16 protein-coding genes are annotated in these 22,065 nt (G+C 71.0%); 8 read left to right on the top strand and 8 right to left on the bottom strand.

Going from position 1 to position 22,065, the window contains the following annotated elements:
- Nucleotides 1–148: 148 nt before the first annotated feature.
- On the bottom strand, nt 149–547 hold the full coding sequence (locus ACGF8A_RS20385; RefSeq protein ID WP_393110046.1) for a DUF4307 domain-containing protein: 399 nt from the start codon (nt 545–547) through the stop codon (nt 149–151).
- 168 nt (nt 548–715) lie between these two features.
- On the opposite strand from ACGF8A_RS20385, the gene mca reads away from it, so the two are divergent.
- A complete protein-coding gene (gene mca / locus ACGF8A_RS20380; RefSeq protein ID WP_393110120.1) occupies nt 716–1,576 on the top strand; it encodes a mycothiol conjugate amidase Mca in 861 nt (286 codons plus the stop codon).
- Nucleotides 1,569–1,829 (top strand): hypothetical protein, encoded by a 261-nt coding sequence (locus tag ACGF8A_RS20375; RefSeq protein ID WP_393110044.1) that lies wholly within the window; start codon nt 1,569–1,571, stop codon nt 1,827–1,829. The genes mca and ACGF8A_RS20375 overlap by 8 nt, the downstream gene beginning before the upstream one ends.
- 112 nt (nt 1,830–1,941) lie before the next feature.
- Here ACGF8A_RS20375 and ACGF8A_RS20370 read toward each other — a convergent pair whose 3' ends face one another.
- Nucleotides 1,942–5,142 (bottom strand): tetratricopeptide repeat protein, encoded by a 3,201-nt coding sequence (locus tag ACGF8A_RS20370; protein ID WP_393110042.1) that lies wholly within the window; start codon nt 5,140–5,142, stop codon nt 1,942–1,944.
- Between the two features lie 335 nt (nt 5,143–5,477).
- On the opposite strand from ACGF8A_RS20370, the gene ACGF8A_RS20365 reads away from it, so the two are divergent.
- The 5 genes from ACGF8A_RS20365 (at nt 5,478) to ACGF8A_RS20345 (ending at nt 14,213) form a co-directional block, all read left to right on the top strand.
- Nucleotides 5,478–7,511, top strand: coding sequence for a thioredoxin domain-containing protein (locus tag ACGF8A_RS20365; protein WP_393110040.1), 2,034 nt, complete (start codon nt 5,478–5,480; stop codon nt 7,509–7,511).
- Nucleotides 7,512–7,706: 195 nt separating this feature from the next.
- Entirely contained in the window at nt 7,707–8,969 is a 1,263-nt protein-coding gene (locus ACGF8A_RS20360; RefSeq protein WP_393110038.1) for a glycosyltransferase, read from the top strand.
- Entirely contained in the window at nt 8,966–10,615 is a 1,650-nt protein-coding gene (locus ACGF8A_RS20355) for an ArnT family glycosyltransferase (protein WP_393110036.1), read from the top strand. The genes ACGF8A_RS20360 and ACGF8A_RS20355 overlap by 4 nt, the downstream gene beginning before the upstream one ends.
- Nucleotides 10,612–11,814: a glycosyltransferase gene (locus ACGF8A_RS20350; RefSeq protein WP_393110034.1), complete on the top strand. Its 1,203-nt coding sequence runs from the start codon at nt 10,612–10,614 to the stop codon at nt 11,812–11,814. The genes ACGF8A_RS20355 and ACGF8A_RS20350 overlap by 4 nt, the downstream gene beginning before the upstream one ends.
- Nucleotides 11,811–14,213, top strand: a complete 2,403-nt coding sequence (locus tag ACGF8A_RS20345; protein ID WP_393110032.1) for a galactose oxidase-like domain-containing protein — start codon at nt 11,811–11,813, stop codon at nt 14,211–14,213. The genes ACGF8A_RS20350 and ACGF8A_RS20345 overlap by 4 nt, the downstream gene beginning before the upstream one ends.
- On the opposite strand, the gene ACGF8A_RS20340 is transcribed toward ACGF8A_RS20345, so the two are convergent.
- Genes ACGF8A_RS20340 through ACGF8A_RS20330 form a run of 3 tightly spaced genes read right to left on the bottom strand, consistent with a single transcriptional unit; the run spans nt 14,210 to nt 16,371 of the window.
- Nucleotides 14,210–14,941 (bottom strand): Mut7-C RNAse domain-containing protein, encoded by a 732-nt coding sequence (locus ACGF8A_RS20340; protein WP_393110030.1) that lies wholly within the window; start codon nt 14,939–14,941, stop codon nt 14,210–14,212. The two genes, ACGF8A_RS20345 and ACGF8A_RS20340, sit on opposite strands and share 4 nt — an antisense overlap.
- 33 nt (nt 14,942–14,974) lie before the next feature.
- On the bottom strand, nt 14,975–15,601 hold the full coding sequence (locus ACGF8A_RS20335; RefSeq protein WP_393110028.1) for a TetR/AcrR family transcriptional regulator: 627 nt from the start codon (nt 15,599–15,601) through the stop codon (nt 14,975–14,977).
- 56 nt (nt 15,602–15,657) lie between these two features.
- Nucleotides 15,658–16,371, bottom strand: a complete 714-nt coding sequence (locus ACGF8A_RS20330; protein ID WP_393110026.1) for a hemolysin III family protein — start codon at nt 16,369–16,371, stop codon at nt 15,658–15,660.
- A gap of 328 nt (nt 16,372–16,699) precedes the next feature.
- Here ACGF8A_RS20330 and ACGF8A_RS20325 point away from each other — a divergent pair, with 328 nt between their 5' ends.
- On the top strand, nt 16,700–18,523 hold the full coding sequence (locus ACGF8A_RS20325) for a phosphoenolpyruvate carboxykinase (GTP) (protein ID WP_393110024.1): 1,824 nt from the start codon (nt 16,700–16,702) through the stop codon (nt 18,521–18,523).
- Between the two features lie 198 nt (nt 18,524–18,721).
- Here the strand turns inward: ACGF8A_RS20325 and ACGF8A_RS20320 are convergent, their stop codons facing one another.
- Genes ACGF8A_RS20320 through ACGF8A_RS20310 form a run of 3 tightly spaced genes read right to left on the bottom strand, consistent with a single transcriptional unit; the run spans nt 18,722 to nt 22,060 of the window.
- A complete protein-coding gene (locus ACGF8A_RS20320) occupies nt 18,722–19,324 on the bottom strand; it encodes a hypothetical protein (RefSeq protein ID WP_393110022.1) in 603 nt (200 codons plus the stop codon).
- Complete coding sequence (locus ACGF8A_RS20315) at nt 19,311–20,852, bottom strand: substrate-binding domain-containing protein (RefSeq protein WP_393110020.1); 1,542 nt, start codon at nt 20,850–20,852, stop codon at nt 19,311–19,313. Before ACGF8A_RS20315 ends, ACGF8A_RS20320 begins: the two co-directional genes overlap by 14 nt.
- Complete coding sequence (locus ACGF8A_RS20310; protein ID WP_393110018.1) at nt 20,849–22,060, bottom strand: toxic anion resistance protein; 1,212 nt, start codon at nt 22,058–22,060, stop codon at nt 20,849–20,851. Before ACGF8A_RS20310 ends, ACGF8A_RS20315 begins: the two co-directional genes overlap by 4 nt.
- Nucleotides 22,061–22,065 lie beyond the last annotated feature (5 nt).

The raw sequence follows: 22,065 nt of genomic DNA, 5'->3' as shown, positions 1-22,065 counted from the left end.
GGGAATACAAAGCATCGCCCTACCCAGAAGAATGTTCCTCCATGAGTGGGCGAAACCACGAGCCTAACAATTCAGAGGCGGAAGGGGGAGGACATTAGGGCCCAAAATCACGTCAACGCAGGTCAAAGGCGGCAAATAACATGCCGTCTCAGTCGGCGTGGCAGCCCAGCAGCTCCGCCGTGGTCGCCGGCGCCGTCGTGCGCAGCGTGACCACCTCGGTGAGGCGCTCGGCATCCCCGCCGAAGCGGAAGTCGGCCCGGCCGACCTCGGCGCCGTCGGCCGCCTGGGAGCGGACCGTGCAGTAGCCCGAGGTGCCCGCGTCCTTCTCCACGGCCAGCTCCACCTTCACCGCGTTGTCCGAGAGGTCGAAGCTGATCACTTCGGCGCTGATTTTGTTCTGCGCGATGTAGTGATAGGCGAAATAGCTGATCACGGCGATGAGCAGGGCACCCAGGGCCACCCCGACGACCTTGAGGGTGCGGTCGGCACGCTCGTCCGAGGAACGGCCGTAACGGCCCTCGGGCAGTCGAGTGCTCGCCGTGCTCATGATCGTCCTCTCGGCCGGGGCGGGATCGAAGATCCCGAAGGGGCTTCCGGGCCGTACCCCGGAATTAATCGGCCCCCGATTCGGTCACTATAGAAGCCGCCGTTCGCACCCGGTCACCCCGGGCGCCGACCAAACGAGGATTGAGTCTTGACTGACCAGCTGCGACTGATGGCCGTGCACGCCCACCCCGACGACGAGTCGAGCAAGGGCGCGGCCACCATGGCGAAGTACGTGTCCGAGGGGGTGGACGTGCTGGTGGTGACCTGCACGGGCGGGGAGCGCGGCTCCATCCTCAACCCCAAGTTGCAGGGCGACAAGTACATCGAGGAGCACATCCACGAGGTACGCAAGAAGGAGATGGACGAGGCGCGCGAGATCCTCGGCGTCAAGCAGGAGTGGCTCGGCTTCGTCGACTCGGGCCTGCCCGAGGGCGATCCGCTGCCGCCGCTGCCGGACGGCTGCTTCGCCCTCGAGGACGTCGACAAGGCGGCCGGTGAGCTGGTGAAGAGGATCCGCTCGTTCCGTCCCCAGGTCATCACCACCTACGACGAGAACGGCGGATACCCGCACCCCGACCACATCATGACCCACAAGATCTCGATGGTGGCGTTCGAGGGCGCGGCGGACACCGAGAAGTACCCGGAGTCCGAGTACGGCCCGGCGTACCAGCCGCTGAAGCTGTACTACAACCAGGGCTTCAACAGGCCGCGCACCGAGGCGCTGCACAAGGCGCTGGTGGACCGTGGCATGGAGTCCCCCTACGGCGAGTGGCTCAAGCGCTGGGACGACTCCGGGCACAAGGACCGCACCCTGACCACGCACGTCCCGTGTGCCGACTTCTTCGAGGTGCGCGACAAGGCACTGATCGCGCACGCCACACAGATCGACCCCGACGGGGGCTGGTTCCGGGTTCCCATGGAACTCCAGAAGGAGGTCTGGCCCACCGAGGAGTACGAGCTGGCGAAGTCCCTCGCGGATACCTCCCTCCCCGAGGACGACCTCTTCGCGGGCGTCCGAGACAATGCCTGACATGAGCGCAAGCGCGAGCCTGGCAATGACCCACCTCGTCCCCCTCGCCAAGGAGCTGGACGAGGACAAGGTGACCCCCGGCGTCCTCGGCTTCATCGTCTTCGCGGTGATGGCCCTGGCCGTCTGGGGTCTGATGAAGTCGATGAACCGGCACATGGGCCGGGTCGACTTCAAGGAGGCCCCGGACCCGGCGGGGGTCTCCGCCAAGGACTCGGCGGAGGCGGGCACCCCGGGGAAGTCCTCGCAGGCCTGAGCCGCCGACCCGCCCGGACAGCGGTGGCCGCGTGGTCCGCGGGCGCAGCGGAAGGGGGACTGCGCCCGCCGGCCCACGCACAGCCGCCGCCTGCCGGCCGACGGCCCCCGTGTCACGGCGCCGTGACCACCGGCACCCCCATCACCTCGCGGGCATGACGGCTCGGCGCCATCCCCAGGCGCCAGGCCTGCCAGCCGTCCTCCAGTTCCACGCCCCGCTCCAGCAGCAGCTGGTACGCCTCCACGTAGTGGTCCAGCTTCTCGTCACGAGCCGGATGGCCGGCCCGGGCCAGTTGCGCCAGCTCCTCCTGCGCGACCGCCGTACCGACCTCCACGCCACCCGGAGCGGAGTACGGCAGCAGGGTGGCGCGCAGGAAGCAGGCCCAGTCCTCGCCACGGCGGTCGCCGTACGACGCGAACAGGCCCACCGCCTCGTCGCACAGCGCCAGCGCCGCCGCCGTGCGGGCGTTGCCCGCGTCGACGACCGCGAGTTCCAGGCAGGTCCAGGCCTCGCCGTGGGCGACGCCGATGCGGTGGAAGTCGGCGCGGGCGTCGACCAGGAGCTGCCGGGCGAAGCCGGAGTTGCGCAGCGAGCCCGTCTGGGCGGCGCGTTGGTCGCGGGTGGCGCGCGCCGAGTGGTGCCGGGCGCACGCCAGACCGTAGACGTCCCGCATGCGGGAGAACATCGTGCGGGAGCGCTCCAGTTCGCGGACCGCCTGCTCGAGGTCGCCCGCCTCCTCCAGGGACTGGCCCAGGTAGTAGAGGGTCCACGCCTCGCCGCGCGCGTCCTCGTTGTCGCGGTGCCGGGCCGCCGCCCGGCGCAGCTCCTCCACCGCCGGGAGGGCGTCACCCGCGACCAGCCGGGCCCTGGCCAGCTGGGTCAGGGCCCACGCCTGGCCACGGGCGTCGCGGGTACGGCCGTACAGGTCGAGGGCCCGGCGCAGTTCGGTCTCGGCGGGCGGTACGTCACCGAGGCGAAGATGGAGCTGGCCGAGCTGGAAATGGGCCCAGGCCTCGCCGTGCAGGGACTCGCCGGCGCGGTGCAGCTCCAGGGAGCGCGTCAGCAGGTCGAAGGCCTCGGCGAGGTGCGCGCGGTCGCGTTCCACGGCCGCCAGCGCGTGCATCGTCCAGGCCCGGTCCGTGGCCAGCGAGGGCGCGGCCTGCAGGTCGAGGGCCTCCCGCAGCCGGGCCGCCGCCTCGGTGAGGTTGCCCTGGTGGTGCAGGGTGATGCCGAGGGAGCACAGGGCGCGGGCCGCGCCCGCGTCGTGGTGCGCCTCCCGGTACAGGTCGACCACCGATGTCAGCGTCGTGCGCGCCTTGTCCAGCTCGCCCAGCTGGCGGGCCGCGATGCCGGTGCGCCACTGTACCGAGCGGATCAGCAGGCCCTGGTCGACGGCCTGGGCGAGTTCACTGATCTCGCCCAGGCGGTAGAGGTCGCCGCGCAGCAGGCAGTAGTCGCACAGGGCGCCCAGCAGGTTCAGCACGGCGCCCTGGTCGACGCCCTCCGCGTGCCGCAACGCCGCCGTGATGAAGCTGGACTCCTCGTCCAGCCAGCGCAGCGCCTCGTCCAGGGACGTGAAGCCGTGCGGGCCGAAGCGGTCGGAGCGGGTCGACATGTTGCCGTCGACCAGGCGCAGCACGGAGTCGGCGAGGTCGGCGTAGTTCACGATCAGCCGCTCCTGCGCCGCCGACCGCTCGTGCGCCTCCTCCTCGTCCACCAGCCGGGCGTGCGCGAAGGCGCGGACGAGGTCGTGCAGGCGGTAGCGGTTGCCGCGGACGTGGTCGATCAGGCCCGCCCGGGAGAGCGCGACGAGACGCCGGTTCGCCTCGGCCTGGTCGGTGGCGAGCAGCGACGCGGCCGCGGCCACCCCCAGCGAGGCCCGCCCGGCCAGGGCGAGCCGCCGCAGCAGCCGCCGGGCCGGCTCGGCCTGGTCGGTGTAGCGCAGCCACAGGGCGCGTTCGACGGGCTCGACGGGACCGTACGCACCGAGGTCGGAGGCCAGCCGGCGGGGCGAGCGCGGGCCCAGCGAGGAGCCGGCGATGCGCAGCGCCAGCGGCAGCCCGCCGCACAGCTGCCGGATCACGTCGGCGGATTCGGCGTCGTACGGCCCGCTCTCGCCCTGCGCGGCCGCACCGATCAGCTCCTCCGCGCCGGCCGCGTCGAGTGGCTCGACGGGCAGCTGGTGGACCCACGCCGGCAGGTCGCCGGGGAGGTCGAGCGGTGCCCGGGCGGTGACCAGGACCAGGCTGTCGGACCGCTCGGGGATCAGCGCACGCACCTGTTCCGGGTCGGAGGCGTCGTCGAGCACGACGGTGACGGGTACGCCGGTCAGATGGTGGTGGTACAGCTCGCTCAGCCGCTTGACCTGCTGGTCGGCCGACGAACGCTCCCGGAACAGCAGTTGCTCGCGCGGCGCGCCCAGCCGGTTCAGCAGATGCAGCAGGGCCTCGCGGGTGGACAGCGGCGGCTCGTCCAGGCTGTCGCCGCGCAGGTCCACCACGCACGCGCCGCGGAACTGGTCCTTCAGGTCGTGGGTGGCGCGCACCGCGAGGGTGCTGCGGCCGGTGCCGGGCGCCCCGTGCAGGACGACCACGGTGGGCCGGGTCTGCGTACTGGCACGCGCCGCCTGCACCCACTGCCTGATCCGCGCCATCTCATGCCGCCGGCCCGAGAACGGACCCACCGGTTCCGGGAGTTGCCCGAACGACTGCTGCAGCACGCTCCGCCCGCGTGCCGCACCGCTCTTGTCGGCGCCCAGCAGTTTGGGCCCGGACTTCTTCGGTCCGGTCGACGCGGCGAGCACCCGCTGCTGGTCGAGGAACGGGCGGATGCCGCGCACCTCCAGCGCCGTCAGCCACTGCAGCCGCAGCTGTTCCGGTCCGCCCGGCTGGCCGGCCGCGCCCGCCCTGTGGTGCGCGGCCGGCAGATGTGAACCGGCGACCTTCACCACGGTCGTCGCCGCACCCACCACCCCGACGGTCACGCCCGCGCCGAGCGCCGTGCACGCCCCCGTGCCGAGAGCCAGATCGGCCACCACCGCCGCCACCGCGGCGACACCCGCCACGACAAGCGGCGTGCCGGCGCCTTCACGCGCGTAGCGCTGCCCGAACGTCAGCCGGCCGGCCTCCGTCTCGTCCAGGGCCCGGGTGTAGGCGTCGTACTCCTCGGTGGCGGTCCGCGCCATCGCGTCCAGTTCGCCGCGCGCCCGGGCCAGGAGGACCTTGCCGTCGGTACGGCCCCCGGAGCGCCGTACCTCCTCCTCCACCGCCCGCGTCAACAGCCGCTCGGCCTCGGCCCGATGACCGTCCCGCATGTCCCGTCCCCCTCCGGCGTCGACTGATTCGCCTACGAGTGTCCTTGCGCGGGCCCGGGATGGCGAGAGGGGCGCGATCAACGGTTCTGCACCGTGTGAGACGAGGGCTACTCGATCGTTCATCGGGATGCCGAGGTGATGGCCGGCCGGGACTCATGGCCGGCGTCGCCGCGCATCGCGCTCGTTCGCCCGGGCGCCGCAAGGAACCAGGTCTGGGATCACTCGCGGGTGCGGCCCGTGGGGCACGGCACGGATCGGGCGAGGCGGCAAGGGGCGGCAGGCCGGGGGACACGCCGTCGTGGGACGGACGGGAGCGGGTCGGGCAGGATGGAGGTATGCCGAACCGACTGGCGCACGAGACGTCCCCGTACCTGCTGCAGCACGCCGACAACCCCGTCGACTGGTGGCCCTGGTCGCGGGAGGCGTTCGAGGAGGCGCGACGGCGGGACGTAGCCGTGCACCTCAGCATCGGCTATTCGAGCTGTCACTGGTGCCATGTCCTGGCCAAGGAGAGCTTCGAGGACCACGCCACCGCCGCCTACCTCAACGAGCACTTCGTCAACATCAAGGTCGACCGTGAGGAGCGGCCCGACGTCGACGCGGTGTACATGGAGGCGCTGCAGGCGGCCACCGGGCAGGGCGGGTGGCCCATGACGGTGTTCCTCACGGCGGCGGGGGAGCCGTTCTACTTCGGCACGTACTTCCCGCCGGCGCCCCGGCACGGGATGCCCTCCTTCCGGCAGGTGCTGGAAGGTGTCAGCCAGGCCTGGCGGGACCGCCGCTCCGAGGTCACGGACGTTGCCGGGAAGATCGCCCGGGACCTCGCGGAGCGGGAGATCGGGTTCGGTGGCACCGAGGCGCCCGGTGAGCAGGAACTGGCGCAGGCGCTGCTCGGACTGACCCGGGAGTACGACGCGCAGCGCGGCGGCTTCGGCGGGGCCCCGAAGTTCCCGCCGTCCATGGCCCTCGAGTTCCTGCTGCGCCATCACGCCCGGACGGGCGCCGAGGGCGCGTTGCAGATGGCGCAGGACACCTGTGAGCGGATGGCCAGGGGCGGGATCTACGACCAGCTCGGCGGCGGCTTCTCCCGGTACTCCGTCGACCGGGACTGGGTGGTGCCCCACTTCGAGAAGATGCTGTACGACAACGCCCTGCTCTGCCGGGTGTACGCGCACCTCTGGCGCGCCACCGGCTCGGCGGCGGCCCGCCGGGTCGCGCTGGAGACGGCCGACTTCATGGTCGCCGAACTCCGTACCGAGCAGGGCGGTTTCGCCTCCGCCCTCGACGCGGACAGCGACGACGGCACGGGCAGGCACGTCGAGGGCGCGTACTACGTCTGGACGCCCGCGCAGCTTCGCGAGGTCCTCGGTGACGACGACGCCGAACTCGCCGCGCGGTACTTCGGTGTGACCGAGGAGGGCACCTTCGAGGAGGGCGCCTCGGTCCTGCAACTCCCGCAGTCCGACGGAGTGTTCGACGCCGGCAAGGTCGAGTCCGTCAAGCGGCGGCTGCGGGCCGCGCGCGCCGAGCGGCCGGCCCCGGGGCGGGACGACAAGGTCGTCGCCGCCTGGAACGGCCTCGCGATCGCCGCGCTCGCCGAGACCGGCGCCTACTTCGACCGCCCCGACCTGGTGGAGGCCGCCCTCGCCGCCGCCGACCTGATCGTCCGTGTCCACCTCGACGACCAGGCTCGCCTGGCCCGGACCAGCAAGGACGGCCGGGCCGGCGGCAACGCGGGCGTCCTCGAGGACTACGCGGACGTCGCCGAGGGCTTCCTCGCGCTGGCGTCCGTGACCGGGGAGGGCACCTGGCTGGAGTTCGCCGGGCTGCTGCTCGACCACGTCCTCGCCCGGTTCACGGACGAGAGGACCGGAGGCCTGTTCGACACCGCGGCCGACGCCGAGAAGCTGATCCGCCGTCCGCAGGACCCGACCGACAACGCCGCACCGTCCGGTTGGACGGCCGCCGCGGGTGCCCTGCTGAGCTATGCGGCCCAGACCGGCGCCCAGCCCCATCGCGCCGCCGCCGAGGGGGCGTTGGGCGTGGTCAAGGCGCTCGGGCCGCGCGTGCCGCGGTTCATCGGCTGGGGCCTCGCGGTCGCCGAGGCCCGTCTGGACGGTCCGCGTGAGGTCGCCGTCGTCGGGCCGGCGCTCGACGACGAGGCGGCGAGGTCCCTGCACCGTACGGCGCTTCTGGGCACGGCGCCGGGCGCGGTGGTCGCGTACGGCGTGCCGGGGAGCGAGGAGTTCCCGCTGCTCGCCGATCGCCCGCTGGCCGGCGGTGAACCGACTGCGTACGTGTGTCGTAATTTCACCTGTGACGCGCCGACGACGGATCCGGAACGGCTGAGTGCCGCGCTGAAGGCCTGATCAGGCGCCGGTTCGGGCTGCCCAATTGGGCATGTGTTCGGACACGTCCCTCTAGGCGCCGTACCGTTCCGAAACAAGCTATTTATCGGAACAGCTACCGCGCTTCACAGTTCCCCCCTACTCTCTCCACAGTGCCGCGGCTGACGAACTGCTCCGCCGTGCCTGGGGGGATTTTTGAAGATCTGGGGGGATCTTTTGCTGACGTCTGTCTTCATTGCCGCCGTTTCGCTTGCCCTGTTCTGGATGGCGGCCTTCACCCTGTGGTGGCAGATGCACGCGTGGCGTACGCCCGAAGTGCTCGCCTCCACCCGTTTCAGCCGGCCGGACGGCGCCGAGCACGTGTCGTTCTCGCTGCTGCTTCCGGCGCGGCACGAACAGGCCGTGCTCGACCACACCATCCAGCGCCTGCTGGAGTCCACCCATACCGACTTCGAGATCATCGTCATCGTCGGGCACGACGACCCGGAGACCACCGCGGTGGCCCGGCGGGCGGAGGCCCGTGACCCGCGTGTCCGGGTCGTCGTCGACACCCACGAGAAGAAGAACAAGCCGAAGGCCATGAACACGGCACTGCCGCACTGCCGCGGCGACGTCGTCGGGGTCTTCGACGCCGAGGACCAGGTACATCCCGAGCTGCTCGCCCATGTCGACCACGCGTTCCGGTCCACCGGCGCGGACGTGGTCCAGGGCGGGGTACAGCTGATCAACTTCCACTCCAGCTGGTACAGCCTGCGCAACTGCCTGGAGTACTTCTTCTGGTTCCGCTCGCGGCTCCATCTGCACGCCCAGAAGGGGTTCATCCCGCTCGGCGGCAACACGGTCTTCGTCCGCACCGAGGTGCTGCGCGAGGCCGACGGCTGGGACCCCAACTGCCTCGCCGAGGACTGCGATCTGGGCGTGCGGCTGTCCAGCGTCGGCAAGAAGGTCGTCGTCGCCTACGACTCCGACATGGTCACCCGCGAGGAGACCCCCGGCAGCCTGATGTCGCTGCTCAAGCAGCGCACCCGCTGGAACCAGGGCTTCCTCCAGGTCTACCGGAAGAAGGACTGGAAGCAGCTGCCCGGTTTCCGCCAGCGGCTCCTCGCCCGCTACACCCTGATGACGCCGTACCTCCAGGCGATCTCCGGCGTGATCATCCCGCTCAACGTGGCCATCGCGCTGTTCCTCGACGTGCCGGTCGGCGTCGCCTTCATCACCTTCCTGCCGGCCGTCACGGCGCTCGTCACCTTCGTCTTCGAGCTCGTCGGACTGCACGACTTCGGCAAGCAGTACGGGCTCCGGGTCCGTCTGGTGCACTACCTCAAGCTGATCATCGGTGGGCCCTTCTACCAGGTGCTGCTCGCCGGGGCCGCTGTCCGCGCAGTGTGGCGTGAACAACGCGGCCGCAACGACTGGGAGTTGACCAGCCACGTCGGCGCACATCTCGCGCACGTGAACCGAGAGGACGTTCCTGCGTGACCTCCACACTTCCCGCGGCGACCGGAGTCAAGGTCCCCGCGCAGCGGACAGCTGCGCCCAGAACCGGGGCGACACACCGGGCAAAGCCGCCCAAGAGACTGCGTTCCTCACGTCCCGACCTCATCCTGTGCGGCCTGCTGCTCGTGGCGATCCTCGTCGTGCAGGGCTGGAACATCGCCGACTACCCGACCCTCAGCGACGACGAGGGCACCTACCTCGCCCAGGCCTGGGCCGTGCAGGAGGGCCGGGGCCTCGCGCACTACACGTACTGGTACGACCACCCGCCGCTCGGCTGGATCCAGATCGCCCTGCTGACCTGGATCCCCGCGCACTTCGCACCCGAGTCGATGACCGTCGGCTCGATGCGCGTCATGATGCTGCTGATCAGCGCGATCAGCGCGGTCCTGGTGTACGTCCTCGCGCGCCGGCTGTCGCTGCCCCGCTGGGCGGCCGGGCTGGCCATGGCGCTGTTCGGTCTCTCCCCGCTGTCGGTCGTCCTCCAGCGCGAGATCTTCCTGGACAACCTCGCGGTGATGTGGACGCTGCTCGCGTTCACCCTCGCCGCCTCCCCGAGCCGGCACCTGTGGCATCACTTCGGCGCGGGCATGGCGGCCGCGGCCGCGGTGCTCACCAAGGAGACGATGCTGCTCGTGCTGCCGGCCGTGCTGGTCACCATGTGGCGGCACAGCCATCGCGACACCCGCAAGTTCGCCATCACCGGCGCGGTCACCGCGTGCGTCCTGCTGGGGATCTCGTATCCGCTCTTCGCCTTGCTGAAGGGCGAGTTGCTGCCGGGCAGCGGCCATGTCTCGCTCTGGGACGGCATCGTCTACCAGATGAGCCGCCCCGGCTCGGGCTTCATCCTCGAACAGGGCACCGGCTCCTACGGCGTGCTCCAGTCCTGGCTGTACTACGACCGGGTGCTGCCCCTCGGCGGACTCGCCGGCGCGCTGCTGCTCGTCGTCACCTGGCGCTGGTCGGTGACCGCGCGGGCGCTCGCCGGGCCCGCGCTCGCCGTGGCGATCCTCGCGGGGATGGCGCTGCGGCCGGGCTATCTGCCCGCCATGTACATCATCCAGGCGCTGCCGTTCCTCGCCCTGGTGCTCGCCGGGGGCACCGCCTCCGTCGCCCACGCCGTCCTGCGGCGGTGGCGCCGGCCGGGTGAGCGCAAGTACCTGACGGGCGGCCGGTACGCGCTCGCCCTCGCCCTCGCCCTCGCCGCGGCCGCCTACGTGGTACCGCGCTGGTACGACGGCGACCGCACCGCCATGACCGCCGACGCCAACGCCCCCTACCGGGCGGCCTCGCGGTGGATGGCCACCGAGGTGGACAGGCCCGAGGACACCCGGGTGCTCGTCGACGACGCGATGTGGCTGGACCTCGTCCATGAGGGCTACGAGCCGGGGCTCGGCGTCATCTGGTTCTACAAGGCCGACCTCGACCCGGCCGTCACCAGGACCATGCCGAACGGCTGGCGCGACCTCGACTACGTGGTCGCCTCGCCGACGGTACGACGGGACGCGGTCGATCTGCCGAACGTCAAGGCCGCGATGGAGCACTCGACGCCGGTCGCCGTGTTCGGCGCCGGTGAGGACCGGATCGAGATCCGGCGGATTCGGAGCGCCGGGACGGGAGGCGAGCGATGAGCCAGGAGTCCGTGGTCCCCGGCGAGCTGGGTGATCCGGCTGCGTACGCGGCCGAGGTGCCCGAGCCGGGCGCCGTCACCATCGTCGTACCGACCTTCAACGAGTCCGCCAACATCCGTGAACTGCTGCACCAGATCACCGAGTCGGTGCCGTCCCGGCTGCCCTGCGAGGTCGTCTTCGTCGACGACTCCACCGACGACACCCCGGAGGTGATCGAGAAGGCCGCCCAGGACTGTCCCTTTCCGGTGACCGTGCTGCACCGCGCGGAGCCCGTGGGCGGGCTCGGCGGCGCGGTCGTCGAGGGCATCAAGGCGGCCGGGTCGGACTGGGTCGTCGTCATGGACGGCGACTGCCAGCATCCTCCCTCACTGGTGCCCGAGCTGGTCGGGACGGGGGAGCGGGCGAACGCCGCACTGGTCGTCGCCTCCCGCTACATCAAGGGCGGCAGCCGCGCCGGACTCGCCGGCAGCTACCGCGTGGCGGTCTCACGGGGGGCGACCTGGCTGACCAAGTCGCTGTTCCCGCGCAGGCTGCACGGCATCAGCGACCCGATGAGCGGCTTCTTCGCCATCCGCCGCAGCGCCGTCACCGCCGAGGTGCTCCAGCCGCTCGGCTACAAGATCCTTCTCGAACTCGCGGTGCGCGGCCGCCCCCGCGAGGTCACCGAGGTCCCGTTCGTCTTCCAGGACCGCTTCGCCGGGGAGTCCAAGTCGACCGCGCAGGAGGGGATGCGCTTCCTGCGGCATCTCGTCGGGCTGCGCACCGCCTCCCCGCTGGCCCGGATGATCGTCTTCGGTCTGATCGGGCTGACCGGCTTCGTGCCGAACCTCGCCGGACTGTGGGCGCTGACCGAGGCCGGGATGCACTACCTGCCCGCCGAGATCCTCGCCAACCAGCTCGGCGTGGCCTGGAACTTCCTGCTCATCGAGAAGCTGCTGTTCCGTGAGCGGCGGCAGTTCCGGCACTGGGCCGACCGCACCGCGCGGTTCGCCCTGCTCGCCAACGCCGACCTGCTGGTGCGTATCCCGCTGATCGCACTGCTGGTCGCCACGTTCGGGATGGGCGCGCTCCCGGCCACCGCGCTGGCGCTCGTCATCACCTTCGTCCTGCGCTTCGTGGGGACCGAAGCGCTGGTGTATCTCCCGCGCCGTTCAGGCCGGCACGGAAAACGGAGCCGCACAGCAAGGAGCACCACATGAGATCAAGACGCCGAACCGCACTGCTGGCCGTGGCCGGCCTGACCGGGGGACTGCTGCTGACCGCACCCCAGCCCGCGTCCGCCGCGAATCTCATCAAGAACCCCGGCTTCGAGACGGCCGGCACCGGCGACATGCCGTACTGCTGGTCGAAGTCCGGCTGGGGCGACAACGACTTCACCTTCGAGACGGTCGCCGACGCCCACACGGGCAGCAAGGCCATGAAGGTCACCCTCACGCGCCGCCTGGAGGGCGACCGCAAGGCGCTGATCACCGAGTCCGCCGCCTGCGCACCGGTCGTCACGCCGGGCAAGCAGTACGACCTGGGGCTGTGGTACAAGACGACCACGCCGGACGCCAACATCACCCTGTTCCGGCACGACGCCACAGCCGGCTGGCAGTACTGGACGGACCTGAAGACGCTGGACATGGCGGGCACCTGGACCGAGGCGACGGTGCGCACTCCGGAGGTCCCGGCCGGCACCGACCGCATCTCCTGGGGGGTCTCCGTCTACGGCACGGGCTCGGCCACCACCGACGACTACACGATGGAGCAGGTCGCCGAACCGGTCCCGGAGCCCGGGTGCACGGGCACGGCGCAGGAGTGTGCCGACGGCCGGTGGGACGTGCTGCCGGTGCAGAACCCGGTGCGCTCGATGCACTCCGTGGTGCTGCACAACGGCAAGGTGCTGCTGATCGCGGGCTCCGGCAACGACACCGACATGTTCGAGGCGGGCACCTTCACCTCCGCCGTCTACGACCCGCAGACCGGCGACTACGAGGTCATCCCGACGCCGGACGACATGTTCTGCGCCGGTCATGTGCAGCTGTCCGACGGACGGGTGCTGATCATGAGCGGCAACAAGGGCTACCCGTCGGCCGACGGCACGATCGGCTACCAGGGGTACAAGGACTCGTACATCTTCGACCCCACCACCGAGACCTACCTCAAGACCAACGACATGAACGACGGCCACTGGTACCCGTCGGCGACCATCCTCGGCAACGGTGACGTGATCTCCTTCGGCGGGCTGAAGGAGGACTCCACCGGTTCGGTGACCGCCGAGCTGTGGTCCGAGGACGAGCAGCAGTGGCAGCCGCTGTGGAAGGTCAACCAGACCTGGTCGTACTGGGGCCTGTACCCGTCGATGATCCTGATGCAGGACGGCCGCCTCTTCTACTCGGGCAGCCATGTGTTCGGCAACAACATCCCCGGCACCGGCTCGGCGATCTACGACTACGACGCCAACACCATCACCCAGGTGCCCGGACTGCAGAACAAGGACGAGCGGGACCAGTCGGCGAGCGTGCTGCTGCCCCCGGCGCAGGACCAGAAGGTCCTCACCCTCGGTGGCGGCAACATCGACTCCAACCCGGTGGCGAACCGTCTGACGGACGTCATCGACCTGAAGCAGCCGAACCCGTCGTACGTCGCCGGCCCGCCCATCCCGCAGGGCACCGTCGACCTCGGCAACGGCCCCGTCCCGCAGACCGGCAACCAGGGCAAGATGTACGTCTCCGCCGTGCTGCTGCCCGACGGCAAGGTCCTGGAGACCGGCGGCGCCCTGCACAACCGGGCCAACCCGGTCTTCGAGTCGTCGATCTACGACCCGGAGACGAACACCTTCGACCCGGTGGCCGCCGACCCCGAGGCCCGTGGCTACCACTCCTCGGCGTTCCTGCTGCCCGACGGCCGCGTGATGACCACCGGCGACAACCCGGGCAACGGCACCTGGAACCACAACGTGTCCATCTACACCCCGCCGTACCTGCTCAAGGGCGAGCGCCCGGAGATCACCTCGGTGATCGACACCGAGTGGAACTACGGCGACACCCAGCGCATCACGGTCGACCGGCCCATCGCCAAGGCCGAACTGATCCGCCCCGCCGCGGTGACCCACTCCTCCGACCCGAACCAGCGGTTCGTGGACCTGCCGCTGAGCGTGGACGGCAACAACATCGACCTCAACGTGACGAGCAACCCCGACCTGGCCCCGCCCGGCTGGTACATGCTCTTCGCGGTCGACGCGAACGGCGTGCCCTCGGTGGCCGAGTGGGTGCACCTGTCGGGCCCGCAGGCCCTGCGGGCGACGGACGCCTCCGCGCACGTCCACTCCTTCGCCGACGACCTGTCCGGCAAGGTCACCAAGCCCGGCAAGAAGCGGGCGTCGCAGAAGGTGCCCACCACGATCGCCGGCTGCGACCGCCACTACGGCTCGGCCAACGTCTGCGTCCCGACGGCCTTCCCGAAGGACGTGAAGAAGACGACGGCGGCCCGCTGCACCTGGCTGAAGAGCCACGACTACGGCCGTCTGAAGGTCAACGGCAAGGACGACCCGCTGCGCCTCGACCCGAACAGGGACGGCGTGGCCTGCGGAAAGGGTGATGTGCGCCGGGCCTAGCCCCGGCCGTCGAACTCGGTGAGGGCGCGCTCCACGATGGCCACCAGCTGCTCGTGGTGCGCGCCCTTCCAGTACGCCCGCCCGCACGCGCGGCACTGCGCGAAGACGTCGTACGACCGCTGCGTCCCGCCCTTGAGCTGCTCGGCCACCTCTTCCTTGGTGGCGTCCCGCAGCATCCCGTTGCAGGCGGTGCACCGGGTCCAGGGGCGCAGCTCGGGGGAGAACCGGTCGAGGACGTCGCGCAGTTGGTCCTCGGGGCGGGTGCTGTACACGTACGCGCCGGCCCACAGCTCGCGGCGGCGCAGCAGGCCGCGGTCGCGGCTGAGCATGACGCGGCGCTCGGCGGCCGAGCGGGCGGCGAGCGCCGGGTCGCCGATGTCCGTGGACTCGTAGGCCGTGTCCACGCCGAGCAGGCGCAGCCGGCGGGCGAGGGTGCCGAGGTGGACGTCGAGGAGGAACCGCAGCGGGGCGCCCGTGACCTGCTGCGGGCGGCGGACCGCGCGGACGGTGACCGTCTCGCCGTCCTCCGGGACGTGCGCGGGCGGCACCTCGCGGCCGTCGACGACGAGCGCGCCCACCTCGGTGAGCGGGACGCCGAGCGACTCGACGACATGGCCGAGCGTGGAGACCCCGTCCGTCGCCACCGGGGTGGGGCCGCGGCGCCGGCCGTGCGGGACGAACAGGCGCAGTTCGGCGCCGAATTCGACGTGGATCTCGGGTCGGTTCACTCGATCAGCATCGCACGGCGGACGGCGTGGGCCTCAGGGGTTTTCGGCACCGAGGCCCCGGTGGTGGACGGCGAGGGCGCGATCGGCCAGGTCGGCCGGGTCGTCGCGGAAGCCGGTGCCCGCCCAGTACTGGGCGGCCTCGGCCAGCCCGCCGACGAGGGACATGGCGAAGACACGCACCTCCAGGCTCTCCGGGTCCCGCCCGGAGCGCTCGCCGACGGCGGCCGCGAGTGTGTGCCCCGCCCCCGCCATGGCCTCCAGCATCCGGGAGCGCACCGTGGGGACCTCCGCCATCAGCCGGCAGCGCAGCCGGGTGATCTCCGGCCGTGCGCGGGTCTCGCGCGTGACGGCCTCGCGCACGACGTGCCGCAGCGACTCCGGCCAGGGCTCGCCGGCCGGACGGGCCCGGAACGCGTCGGCCAGGGGCGCCCCCTGCCCGTCGCTGAGGACGATGTCCTCCTTGGCCGGGAAGTAGCGCAGGACGGTCGACGGCGACACCTCCGCGCGCTCGGCGATCTGCTCGATCGTCGTGGCGTCGTACCCCTGCCGCCCGACCAGCGCGAACGCCGCCGACCGGATCGATTCGCGGGTCCTGATCTTCTTCCGCTCCCGCAGCCCCGGCGAGGGGCCGCCCGCCGGGGTGGAACGCACCGTAACCATGAAGTGACAGTAGCTGTCACAAAGGGCCTGCTGTCAAGAAAAACCGCAGGTCGGCGCTATGCGTGCTGGTACGCCACCAGGGAGATCCCGACGTAGTGCACGACGAACGCCGCCAGCGTGAAGGAGTGGAACACCTCGTGGAAGCCGAACCAGCGCGGTGACGGGTTCGGCCGCTGGATGCCGTAGACGACTCCGCCCACGCTGTAGAGCAGACCGCCGACGATCACCAGGACCAGGACCGCGATGCCGCCGGTCCGCATGAAGTCGGGCAGGAAGAAGACCGCCGCCCAGCCCATCGCGATGTAGCAGGGCGTGTAGAGCCAGCGCGGAGCCCCGACCCAGAAGACGCGGAACAGGATGCCCGCCAGCGCCGCGGCCCATATGCCCCACAGCAGCCAGCGGCCCTTGCTGCCCGGCAGGAGCAGCAGGGTCAGCGGGGTGTAGGTGCCGGCGATGATCAGGAAGATGTTGGAGTGGTCCAGGCGGCGCAGTACACCGTCCATCCGGGGGCTCCAGGTGCCCCGGTGGTAGAGCGCGCTCACACCGAAGAGCAGGCAGGCCGTGAGGGCGTAGACGCCGCAGGCGACACGGCCGCGCGGCGAGTCCGCGAGGGCGGTCAGGACCAGGCCCGCGACCAGCACCGCCGGGAACATGCCGAGGTGCAGCCAGCCGCGCAGCTTGGGCTTGATGGGGTGCGGCACGGAGAGCGCTTCGGAGATCCGGTCGGCGACCGGCGTCTCCGAGGGAGTGTCGGGGGCGGACGCAGTCATGCGCCGCATCGTACCTACGGAACCGTAGGTTACGAATCAGGTCACCCGCGGGAGTGGCCATCATCTCACGGCAGTTGGATTCCGCGCACCCTCAAGGGTCGGTCATGCGAACTCAACGTGCACGTAAAGAAACACAGGGGAACATGGAGGTGGTGGCGTTCCTCACGCCGCTCAGTTGGGCGGCCCTCTGGACAAATGCGCAGTAGACTCGGATGATCAAATGAGTGCGGTCGGCACCGGATGAGCGCCAAAGGGAGTAAGCGAAGCATCCGGGTCGCGGCCCCCACGGGGCAGACAGAGAAAAAAAATCCCTCATTTAGGAGCGATCGTGGCGCGCGACATCGCGGCTCCCCCCGTCATCCCCACCAACCACCAGGAACTCATCTCCTGGGTGAACGAGATCGCCGAACTGACCCAGCCGGACAGCGTGGTCTGGTGTGACGGATCCGAGGCCGAGTACGAGCGACTGTGCGAAGAGCTCGTCGCGAAGGGCACCTTCCGCAAACTCGACCCGATCAAGCGCCCCAACTCCTACTACGCGGCGTCCGACCCGACGGACGTCGCCCGCGTCGAGGACCGGACCTTCATCTGCTCCGAGAAGGAGGAGGACGCCGGCCCGACCAACCACTGGAAGGACCCCGCCGAGATGCGGGAGATCTTCGCCGGTGACAAGGGCGTCTTCCGCGGCTCCATGCGCGGCCGGACGATGTACGTCGTCCCGTTCTGCATGGGCCCGCTCGGCTCCGACCTGTCCGCGATCGGCGTCGAGATCACCGACTCCGCCTACGTGGCCGTGTCCATGCGCACCATGACCCGCATGGGACAGCCCGTCCTGGACGAACTCGGCTCCGACGGCTTCTTCGTGCGTGCCGTGCACACGCTCGGAGCGCCGCTGGAGCAGGGCGAGCAGGACGTGCCCTGGCCGTGCAACAGCACCAAGTACATCTCGCACTTCCCGGAGACCCGCGAGATCTGGTCCTACGGCTCCGGCTACGGCGGCAACGCCCTGCTCGGCAAGAAGTGCTACGCCCTGCGCATCGCCTCCGTGATGGCCCGCGACGAGGGCTGGCTGGCCGAGCACATGCTCGTCCTCAAGCTCACCCCGCCGCACGGCGAGCCCAAGTACGTCGCCGCCGCCTTCCCGTCCGCCTGCGGCAAGACCAACCTCGCCATGCTGGAGCCCACCATCTCCGGCTGGACGGTCGAGACGATCGGCGACGACATCGCCTGGATGCGCTTCGGTGAGGACGGCCGTCTCTACGCCATCAACCCCGAGGCCGGCTTCTTCGGCGTCGCGCCCGGCACCGGTGAGCACACCAACGCCAACGCGATGAAGACGCTGTGGGGCAACTCCGTCTTCACCAACGTCGCCCTCACCGACGACAACGACATCTGGTGGGAGGGCATGACGGAGGAGACCCCGGCCCACCTCACCGACTGGAAGGGCAACGACTGGACGCCCGAGTCGGGCACCCCGGCCGCACACCCCAACGCCCGGTTCACGGTCCCGGCCGCGCAGTGCCCGATCATCGCGCCCGAGTGGGAGGACCCCAAGGGCGTGCCGATCTCCGCGATCCTCTTCGGCGGCCGGCGCGCCACCGCCGTACCGCTGGTGACGGAGTCCTTCGACTGGAACCACGGCGTCTTCCTCGGCGCCAACGTGGCCAGCGAGAAGACCGCCGCCGCCGAGGGCAAGGTCGGCGAGCTGCGCCGCGACCCGTTCGCGATGCTGCCCTTCTGCGGCTACAACATGGGCGACTACATGGGCCACTGGGTCGACGTCGCCAAGGGCAAGGACCAGGCGAAGCTCCCGAAGATCTACTACGTCAACTGGTTCCGCAAGGACGACCAGGGCAAGTTCGTCTGGCCCGGCTTCGGCGAGAACAGCCGCGTCCTGAAGTGGATCGTGGAGCGCCTCGAAGGCAGGGCCGAGGGCGTCGAGACGCCGATCGGCGTCCTGCCCACCAAGGACGCCCTGGACACCGACGGCCTGGAACTGGCCGACTCGGACCTCGACTTCCTGCTCACCGTCGACAAGGAAGTGTGGCGCGAGGAGGCCGGGCTCGTCCCCGGCCACCTCAACACCTTCGGCGACCACACGCCGAAGGAGCTGTGGGACGAGTACCACGCCCTGGTGCGGCGCCTGGGCTGACGCCCACACGAGAAGACCCCGCGGCCGGTCCAGCCGACAGTGCCCTGACCAGCAACATCGTCACGGCCGGCCGCGGTTCACTCCGTGGGCGGGGCGGGGCGCCTCGTCGCGCGAGGGGCGCCGCGCGCCGACGGGTGCGGGTGTGCCGTGGCTGGTCGCGCGGTTCCCCGCGCCCCTTCGGGCGCGCGCCCACGGGCCTTACTGGGAGCGGTCCTCCAAGTAGCGGGTGTGGGACTCCTGGCGGCGGGCCTCGGTCTCCCTGAGGTTCGCCGCCAGGCGTTCCGCCTCCTCGTGGAGCAGGGTGAGCTGCCGTTCCAGATGCCGCTCGGGCGGTTCCTGTCCCGGCGTCATCCGGTGCCACCACCGGGTGCGGACGAAGGCGTCGACGGCCTCGGGTACGTCCTGCCGGACGGCCCGGGACAGCGCGTGCACGCCCTCGGGGTCCTGCGCCAGTACCTCGGCGACCCAGCCGGGCTCCAGCAGCGCCGCCAGCAGATCGGTCAGTCCGGCCAGGCGCCCCGACGCGCCCGGCGGCAGCTCCACCTCGGTGAGATAGCCGCGCAGCCTGCCGAAGTCGCGTCGCAGCTCGTCCAGTTGCGCCGACGGGTCCGGGAAGTCGGGCAGCGCCGGCCGCTCCGGCGGCGCGATCAGCGCGCCCGCCCCGTACAGACCCGCGACCACGACGGGCCAGTACGGCCCTGCCACGCCCGTGAAGGTGAGCACCAGTCCCAGGAGCCCGCAGGCGCAGCCCGTGAGGTTCTTGCGGGACTCCAGGTACGTCAGTGCCCTACTGGTAGCCACGGATCTCCTCGAAGGCGCCGTCCAGGGAGCCCTGCTGGGCGTCGAAGAGACGGCCGCCGGTCAGCTCGGCGATGCGTTCCAGCTCGGAGCGGTCGGAGTCGCCGAAGAGGACGGGGAAGACGGGGATGTCGCGCTGCTCGCCGCTGAGCCGCGCGTGGAACGCCGCGAACTCCGCCGCGGTCGCGCCGGCGGTGTTCTCCCCGTCGGTCATCAGCACGATCGAGGTGAACGTGTCGTCGTCGGCGCCCAGATGCTCGTACGCCTTCTCCAGCGAGGTGTAGACCGCCGTGTCGCCGTCGGCCTGGAGCGCCTGGGTGTCGCGCCGGATCCCGTCGAGGCCGGTCTTCGGATCCTCCGGGTCCACGACATGCGTGCGCACGCTCTTCACTGCCGACCCGAACGGCATCAGCGTCACCTCCTCACGGTCCCGGAAGTCCGCGGTCAGTCCGGTGAGCGCCGCCTTCAGCCGGGTCAGCCGCTCGCCCACCATGGAGCCGGAGGTGTCCAGCACGTACACCGTGCGGGACGGGCGGCGCAGTTCGTTCTCGTACGAGTCGAGCAGCCCGTCGGCGACGGAACGGCTGCCCGGGAAGGGCAGGTCGCGCCGCCGGGTGGTGTCCAGGTCGCGGGCCGGTGGCACCGACGGCACGACCGGGCGGCGCAGGGTGCGGTCGGTGATGTCCTGCTGGACGCCCGGGGTGAGCAGGGCCTCCGTGAGCCGGCGGACGTCCTCGCGGGCGCCGGTGCTCGCGGACGCCAGGGAGGACAGCGGGTAGTCCGCGTTCACCACGCCGTCGGTGGGCCGGATCACCGTCAGACCGGGCACGGACTTCAGCACCGACTCGTAGTTGAGCAGCGCGTCGACGGTGCCGCGCCGGGTGTAGGCGCTCGCCAGCCAGCCCGACGAACCCGACGTCAGCTTCTGCCCCTTGAAGAACTCCCGCAGCCGCGGCGTCGCCTTACGCACATCGGCGTCGGTGAGCGCGGACTGGGCGCCGGAGAGGGCGGAGGCGACGGAGACCAGGGTGGCGAAACCGGAGTTGGAGCGGGCCGGGTCGGTCATGCCGTAGGTCAGCTCACCGTCCCGGACGGCCCTCTCGACCTGGGACCAGGTGACGTCCTCGGGCGCCCAGCCGAGGGCCCGGACGGTGGCCGGTTTGACGCCGACGGCGACCGGGCTCGTCATGACCGGCGTCTGCGACACCACCTTCTTCGCCGCCTCCGGGCGCAGCCGCAGATAGTCGTTGGAGGCCAGCCACACCGCGTCGTACGCCTGGTCCGCCTTGCCCCGGGCCAGCAGGTCGACGGCGTCCAGGGTGCCCATGTAGGTGGGCCGCACGGTGATGCCGGTCTGCTCGCGGACCCGCTCCAGGACGGGCGCCATGTCGCTGAGCTCGCTGGAGGCGAGGACGCGCAGAGTGCCGGGAGCGTAGGCCGTGGGGTCGTCGTCGGGGGTGTCCTGCCCGGCGGTGCAGGCGGTGAGGAGGGTGAGGGCAGCGAGGGCGAGGGCCGCGATCCGGCGTCTCATGTCCGGCCTCCTTCCAGCGCGCCCTGGGAGCGGCTGCGCTCCAGGTGGGAACCGGCGCTGCGGAGTTCGTCCGCCAGCGACTCCACGGTGACGGCCATCGCCTCGGTGGCCTGGACCTTGTAGGTGTCGATGGCGTCCAGCGTGCGGTAGATCTGCTGGAAGGCGGTTCGCAGGGTCTCCGCGCCGACCGCCGGGTCCGCGGCGATCCGCTGGATCTCGCCGGACTGCGTCGCGAGCATCTCCGCGTTGCCCCGGATGAGGTCCTCGGTGGTGCCGCGCAGGGCGTTGACCTGGTCGACCACCTTCTTCTGGTTGTCGAGGGCGGAGGCCAGCATGACCGAGATGCGCAGCGCCGACACGGTGGTCGTGGCCGCCCGGTCGACACCCTTGATCAGTTCCTCGTTGTTGCGGCGTACCACGTCCATGGCGAGATAGCCCTGTGCGCACACCGCGAGCTGGGTGAGGAGGTCCTGGTGCTTCTGCCGGACGGGGAAGAGGACGTCGGCGCGCAGGGTGTCGGCCTGCTGGGGGTCGGCGACCCTGCCGATGTGCTCCTCGACGGCGCCGTCCAGGGCCTCGGTCAGCACCACGTACTCCTGGAGCTTGCCCATGGTCTCCCACAGCCGGACCCGCTCGGTCTGCAACGCCGCGCTGTCACGGCGCAGTTCGTCCTGGCCGCCGCGCAGCGACCCGACGATCTTGTTCAGGGTGCCCTGCGCGGAGGCGTACTTGGCGACGTGGTCGCGCAGCCTGCTGCCGCCGGGCAGCCGGGACAGGAACCTGCGCCCCTTGCCGGCGGGCAGGTCGCGCGGGTCGAGGTCCTCGACGACCCGCCGCAGCTCCACCAGCGACCCGGCGACCTTCGCCTGGGCGTCCCCGCCCTTGCCGGGCAGGCTGCGTACGGTCCGCTCCAGCATGCGGTTGGACTGTGAGGCCGCGGTGCGCATCTCGCCGGCGCCGAGCGCGGTGATCTCACCGACCTTGCCGGCGAACTCGGGCGAGCGGGCGTCGAGGGCGGCGAGAGCTGCGACGTAGTCGGCGGCCTTGCGGGCCATGTCCGTGCGGACGCCGTCGTCGACGGGGACGAGCCCGCCCGCCTTCTCCCGCGGGACCGGCGAGACCGGCTCGGGCGGGGTGAGGCTGAAGGAGTCGTCGCGGCCGGCGCTGGTGTCCTGACTGGCGCTGTGGCCGAGGTCGTAGTCGCTCATCTGGC

This window comes from Streptomyces sp. NPDC047706 (genome assembly GCF_043204795.1).
GTDB lineage: Bacteria > Actinomycetota > Actinomycetes > Streptomycetales > Streptomycetaceae > Streptomyces.
The sequence above is the reverse complement of the archived record's forward strand: the minus strand, read 5'-3'. Positions and strand labels throughout refer to the sequence as shown.